The 6,126-nt window shown below is 69.1% G+C and carries 5 protein-coding genes; all 5 read left to right on the forward strand.

Going from position 1 to position 6,126, the window contains the following annotated elements; translation table 11 throughout:
* Positions 1–36 precede the first annotated feature (36 nt).
* The 5 genes from MVA01S_RS06855 to tyrS are packed head-to-tail and all read left to right on the forward strand — an operon-like array spanning position 37 to position 5,814.
* Positions 37–3,003 carry an acyl-CoA synthetase gene (locus MVA01S_RS06855; RefSeq protein ID WP_040542271.1) on the forward strand — a complete coding sequence of 989 codons (2,967 nt, stop codon included), beginning with the start codon at positions 37–39 and terminating at the stop codon, positions 3,001–3,003.
* A gap of 42 nt (positions 3,004–3,045) precedes the next feature.
* On the forward strand, positions 3,046–3,669 hold the full coding sequence (locus MVA01S_RS06860) for a hypothetical protein (RefSeq protein WP_237024379.1): 624 nt from the start codon (positions 3,046–3,048) through the stop codon (positions 3,667–3,669).
* Between the two features lie 4 nt (positions 3,670–3,673).
* Positions 3,674–3,880, forward strand: a complete 207-nt coding sequence (locus tag MVA01S_RS06865) for a Trm112 family protein (protein ID WP_003931979.1) — start codon at positions 3,674–3,676, stop codon at positions 3,878–3,880.
* A gap of 17 nt (positions 3,881–3,897) precedes the next feature.
* Entirely contained in the window at positions 3,898–4,509 is a 612-nt protein-coding gene (locus tag MVA01S_RS06870; protein WP_003931980.1) for a DNA-3-methyladenine glycosylase, read from the forward strand.
* 18 nt (positions 4,510–4,527) lie between these two features.
* The gene (gene tyrS / locus MVA01S_RS06875; protein ID WP_003931981.1) at positions 4,528–5,814 is read left to right on the forward strand and encodes a tyrosine--tRNA ligase; all 1,287 of its coding nucleotides are present in this window, start codon (positions 4,528–4,530) and stop codon (positions 5,812–5,814) included.
* The last annotated feature ends 312 nt before the right edge of the window (positions 5,815–6,126 follow it).

A 6,126-nucleotide genomic window follows, 5' to 3' on the forward strand; every position in this document is an offset into this window, starting at 1 on the left:
GGTTGAGCAGATACTCACAGTGGGGAGTCAGCAGTGGTGGATCTCTCGGCGATCACCCGGCCGGTCGGACGGTTGGTCGCGACTGCTCAGAACGGGATCGAGGTGTTGCGCTACGGCGGGTTGGAGACCGGCGCCGTGCCCTCGCCGTTCCAGATCATCGAGAGCGTGCCGATGTACCGGCTCCGTCGCTACTTCCCGCCCGACACCCGCCCGGGCAACACACCTGTGGGCGCCCCGGTGCTGATGGTCCACCCGATGATGATGTCGGCCGACATGTGGGACGTCACCCGCGACGAGGGTGCTGTCGGAATCCTGCACAAGGCCGGCATCGACCCGTGGGTCATCGACTTCGGCTCGCCCGATCAGGTCGAAGGCGGCATGCAGCGCAACCTCGCCGACCACGTGGTGGCGCTCAGCGAGGCCATCGACACGGTCAAGACGGTGACCGGTCGTGACGTGCACCTGGCCGGTTACTCGCAGGGCGGGATGTTCGCCTACCAGACCGCGGCGTACCGCCGGGCCAAGGATCTGGCCAGCATCGTGGCGTTCGGTTCGCCCGTCGACACGCTTGCGGCGCTGCCGATGAACCTGCCCGCCAGCCTGGCGCCTGCGGCCGCGGACTTCATGGCCGACCACGTGTTCAGCCGCATCGACATTCCGGGATGGCTGGCGCGCACCGGATTCCAGATGCTCGATCCGGTCAAGACGGCCCAGTCGCGACTGGACTTCCTGCGTCAGCTCCACGACCGCGAAGCGCTGCTGCCCCGCGAGCAGCAGCGGCGGTTCCTGGCCTCCGACGGTTGGATCGCGTGGTCGGGGCCGGCGATCTCCGAGCTGCTCAAGCAGTTCATCGCGCACAACCGGATGATGACCGGCGGCTTCTCCATCCACGGCGACCTGGTGACCCTGTCGGACATCGACTGCCCGGTGCTCGCCGTGATCGGTGAGGTCGACGACATCGGCCAGCCGGCGTCGGTGCGCGGCATCAAGCGTGCCGCACCCCGCGCCGACGTGTACGAGTTCCTGATCCGCGCGGGCCATTTCGGATTGGTGGTGGGGTCCAAGGCCGCGACGCAGACCTGGCCGACGGTGGCCGAGTGGGTGCGCTGGCTCGACGGCGGCGGCAGCATGCCCGACGGCGTCACACCGATGCCCGTGCAGCCGTCCGAGCCGAGTGAGAGCGGAGTCTCGCTGACCTCGCGGTTGACGCACAGCGCCACCGCGGCCACCGAGATGGCGTTCACCCTGGCCCGCTCGGCTGCCGACGCGTTCGTCGCGGCGAACAAGTCGGCGCGCGCCCTGGCCGTCGAGACCGCCCGCACCCTGCCCCGCCTGGCCCGTCTCGGACAGGTCAACGACCACACCCGGATCTCGCTGGGCCGCATCATGAGCGAACAGGCGCGGGATATGCCGCACGGCGAGGCGCTGCTGTTCGACGGCCGGGTGCACACCTACGAAGCCGTCGACCGGCGCATCAACAACGTCGTGCGCGGGCTGATCGGGGTCGGCGTGCGGCAGGGCGCGCGGGTCGCCGTGCTGATGGAGACCAGACCCAGCGCGCTGGTGGCGATCGCGGCGTTGTCCCGGCTCGGCGCGGTGGCCGTGCTCATGCCGCCCGACGCGGACTTCGCCGAGGCCGCGCGGCTCGGTGCGGTGACCGAGATCATCACCGACCCGACCAATCTGGAGGTGGCGCGCCGACTCGGCATGCGGGTACTGGTGCTCGGGGGCGGTGAATCCCGCGACCTGGACCTGGCCGGGGACGCCGACGTGGTCGACATGGAGAAGATCGACCCCGACCAGGTGAATCTGCCGGGCTGGTACCGGCCCAACCCCGGGCTGGCCCGCGACCTCGCCTTCATCGGCTTCAGCACCATCAGCGGAAACCTGGTGGCACGCCAGATCACCAACTACCGCTGGGCACTGTCGGCGTTCGGCACGGCGTCGGCGGCCAACCTCAGCCGCAGCGACACCGTGTACTGCCTGACCCCGCTGCACCACCAGTCGGGGCTGCTGGTCAGCCTCGGCGGCGCGGTCGTCGGCGGTGCCCGCGTCGCGTTGTCGCGTGAACTGCGCCCGGGTCGCTTCGTCCAGGAGATCCGGCAGTACGGCGTGACGGTGGTGTCCTACACCTGGGCGATGCTGCGTGAGGTCATCGACGACCCGGCGTTCTCGTTGCACGGCAGCCATCCGATCCGGCTGTTCATCGGCTCCGGCATGCCGGCCGGGCTGTGGGAACGAGTCGTCGACGTGTTCGAGCCGGCCAACGTCGTCGAGTTCTTCGCCACCACGGACGGCCAAGCAGTGCTGGCCAACGTCAAGGGCGCCAAGATCGGCAGCAAGGGCCGACCGCTGCCCGGCGGCGGCGAGATCGCGCTGGCCGCCTACGACCCCGTCGACGACGTGATCCTCGAAGACGAGCAGGGTTTCGTCCGCCGCGCCGAGGCCGGTGAGGTGGGCGTGCTGCTCGCCCACCCGCGCGGACCGGTGGACCCACTGGCGTCGGTCAAGCGCGGCGTGTTCGCCCCTGCCGACACGTGGGTGTCCACCGAGTATCTGTTCCGCCGGGACGAGGACGGCGATTACTGGCTGGTCGACAACCGTGCCTCGGTGATCCACACCACCCGCGGACCGGTGTTCGCCGCGACCGTCAACGACGCCGTCGGCCGGCTCGGCGCCGTCGACATGGCGGTCACCTACGCCGTGGACGTGGACGGGCGGACCCTGGCCGTCACCGCGCTGGCGTTGCGCCCGGGTGGGAGCATCCCGTCGGCGGATCTGTCCGAAGCACTGGCCGATCTGGCGGTCGGCCACGGTCCCGACATCGTGCATGTCGTTCCCGACATGGACCTGACCGCGACCTTCCGGCCGCTGGCCGGACCGCTGCAGGCGAAAGGGGTCCCGAAGGCGTCGCGTAACGCCTGGTACCTGGACGCCGATAGCAGTCGGTACAAGCGGTTGACCGCTGCCGTGCGCAGCGAGTTCGCGGGCGGTCAGCAGTGACGCCCGCCTCGCGGTGCACTGTTAGGGTCTTCGAGTGGCAGGTTGTCGCCTGCTCGGGTCGGCCGCGCCAACGCGCTGGAGGATGAGATGACGTCGCAGAACACCAACCGTTCGCCGATGCACCGCGTGGCGACGGGAGCGCTGACGGGTGCCGCGCTGGCGTTCGGCCTGATCATCGGTGTCGCGCCGACGGCGACGGCGCAACCCGCAACCCCGGTCCAGCCGAGTCCCGCGGCGCCAGGTCAGCCCGCGCAGCCGGGTCAGCCGGGTCAGCCGGGTCAGCCTCGCATGATGACCGCCGATCAAGCGCTCGCCATCGTCGCCCGCGACTACGATCTCGGCGCCGGCGGCGGCCAGCTCTCGAAGCTCATCGACCAAGTCATGACACTGCGGGCCCGCGGATTCCGGGCGTCCCCCGCAAACCAGCAGGCGATCGTCGCCGCGCTCGACAGGCGACCGGACCAGAAGCCGCTGATCGAGGCTCTCAAGGCGACCTTGGCTTACCAGCGCAAGGTGATGGCCCAGTCGCAGGGCGCCCAGCAGCAGGCGCCGGCCGCGCCGGGCCCGCAGACCGGCATGGGCCCGATCGGTCCGTCCTGGGCGCCCGGCCAGGGCAACCCGATGATCCAGGACGGCGACACGATCTTCCCGATGCCGGGTCGTTGACCCGATGGCTCTCGACGACACCCTCAAGGCGATCCTGGTCTGCCCGCAGGACCGCGGGCCGTTGGTCTACACCGGCGACGCCCTGTACAACCCCCGGTTGCGGCGCAAGTACCGCATCGACGACGGCATCCCGGTGCTCCTCGTGGACGAGGCCGTCACCGTCGACGACGACGAGCATCAGCGCTTGATGTCGGCCGCCGAACAGGCGTAGGCCGGTTCTGGTCGTCGGTGCTCCGAGCTGACCTGGACGTCGATCCCCTCACCGCGGCGCGGTTACTGCTGGGATCTGGGCTGACCGGCCGCGGTGTCACCGCGACCATCGTCGAGGTGGAAGCGTACGGCGGCCCCGCCGACGGGCCCTGGCCCGATCCGGCGGCGCACTCGTTCCGCGGACCCGGGCTGCGCAACTCGGTGATGTTCGGCCCGCCCGGCCGGCTCTACACCTACCGCAGCCACGGCATCCACGTCTGCGCCAACGTCGTGTGCGCAGCCGACGGCGTCGCCGCCGCGGTACTGCTGCGCGCGGCGGTCATCGACACCGGTCATGACGTGGCCTGGGCTCGTCGCGGCACGTCGGTGCGAGAGGTCGCACTCGCGCGGGGGCCCGGCAATCTGTGTTCGGCCCTCGGGATCACCATGGACGACAACGGAATCGACCTGTTCGATCCGCAGTCCCCGGTCCGGCTCGAGCTCAGTGAGCTGCAGGTCGGCCAGACCGGGCCGCGGGTCGGGGTGAGTAAGGCTGCCGATCGGCCGTGGCGGATGTGGCTGCCGGACCACCCCGAGGTGTCGGCGTACCGGCGCAGTCCACGGGCACCGGTGCCGGGCGGAAGCGACTAATACGGGAAGATCGACCAGGTGAGCGTTACGAGCACCTCGAAGATCCTCGATGAGTTGGACTGGCGCGGCCTGATCGCCCAGTCCACCGACCGCGACGCACTGGCCGAAGCGCTGGCCGAGGGGCCGGTCACGGTGTATTCCGGTTTCGATCCCACGGCGCCGAGCCTGCACGCCGGTCATCTCATCCCGCTGCTCACGTTGCGGCGCTTCCAACAGGCCGGACATCGTCCGATCGTGCTCGCCGGCGGAGCCACCGGGATGATCGGCGACCCACGCGAGGTGGGGGAGCGGACCTTGAACACGGCGGACACCGTCGCGGACTGGGCCGACCGGATCCGCGGTCAGCTCGAGCGGTTCGTCGAGTTCGACGATTCCCCGACCGGTGCCGTCGTCGCGAACAACCTGTCGTGGACGAGTGAACTGTCGGCGATCGAGTTTCTGCGTGACGTGGGCAAATTCTTTTCGGTGAATGTGATGTTGGACCGAGATACCGTGCGCCGCAGGCTAGAAGGCGAGGGCATCTCCTACACGGAGTTCAGCTACATGCTGTTGCAGGCCAACGATTACGTCGAACTGCACCAGCGCTACGGCTGCACGTTGCAGGTCGGCGGGTCCGATCAGTGGGGCAACATCATCGCCGGGGTGCGGCTCGTCCGGCAGAAGGCGGGGGCCGCGGTCCACGCCCTGACCACACCTCTGGTGACCGACTCCGAGGGCAAGAAGTTCGGCAAGTCCACCGGCGGGGGCAGCCTGTGGCTGGACCCGGAGATGACCAGCCCCTATGCGTGGTACCAGTACTTCGTCAACACCGCCGATGCCGACGTGGTGTCCTACCTGCGGTGGTTCACCTTCCTCGACGCCGACGAACTGCGCGAGCTCGAGCAGGCGACCGAAGAACGCCCGCATGAAAGAGCCGCCCAGCGCCGGCTGGCCCGCGAGCTCACCAACCTGGTGCACGGTGAGGCGGCGACGCTGGCGGTCGAGCACGCGAGCCAGGCGCTGTTCGGCCGGGCCGAGCTGTCCGAGCTCGACGAGCCCACCCTCGCGGCAGCGTTGAGAGAGGCATCGGTGGCTCCGCTGGCGGCCGGTGAACCCGATGCGATCACGGATCTCCTTGTGGCAAGCGGACTCTGCGCGAGTAAGGGAGCGGCCCGCCGGACCATCGCCGAGGGCGGGGTGTCGGTCAACAACGTGAGGGTCACCACAGAGGACTGGTCACCGCAGCCGTCGGACTTCCTGCACGGCAAGTGGTTGGTGCTCCGCCGCGGCAAGCGCAACATCGCCGGAATAGAGCGAATGGCGTGAATGGCGCGGTGAATTCCCAGGTCAACCTCCATCGATGCGGCGGGAACACGTCCGGACTCTGCGTTGTTGAAGCTGATCGGGTCGCTCGGCCGCCCCGCCGGCCGTGACTGGAAGCGCACCTCGAAAACGCGCTCTACCAGGTGATTTGACTCCTGAGTTATCCCTGACGTAACTTATCGAAGTCGCCGCGACACGGGCCAGAAACCCGGAGAGCGCGGCGCCACTCCAGAGGGAACTCCGCTAACGCGGATGTCCTCTTCTGTCCGAACGAGAGTCACGGCTTTTAAGCCGGGGTTCTTGCGCGGCCGGTCT

It is taken from the genome of Mycolicibacterium vaccae NBRC 14118 = CIP 105934, from assembly GCF_001552715.1.
GTDB lineage: Bacteria > Actinomycetota > Actinomycetes > Mycobacteriales > Mycobacteriaceae > Mycobacterium > Mycobacterium vaccae.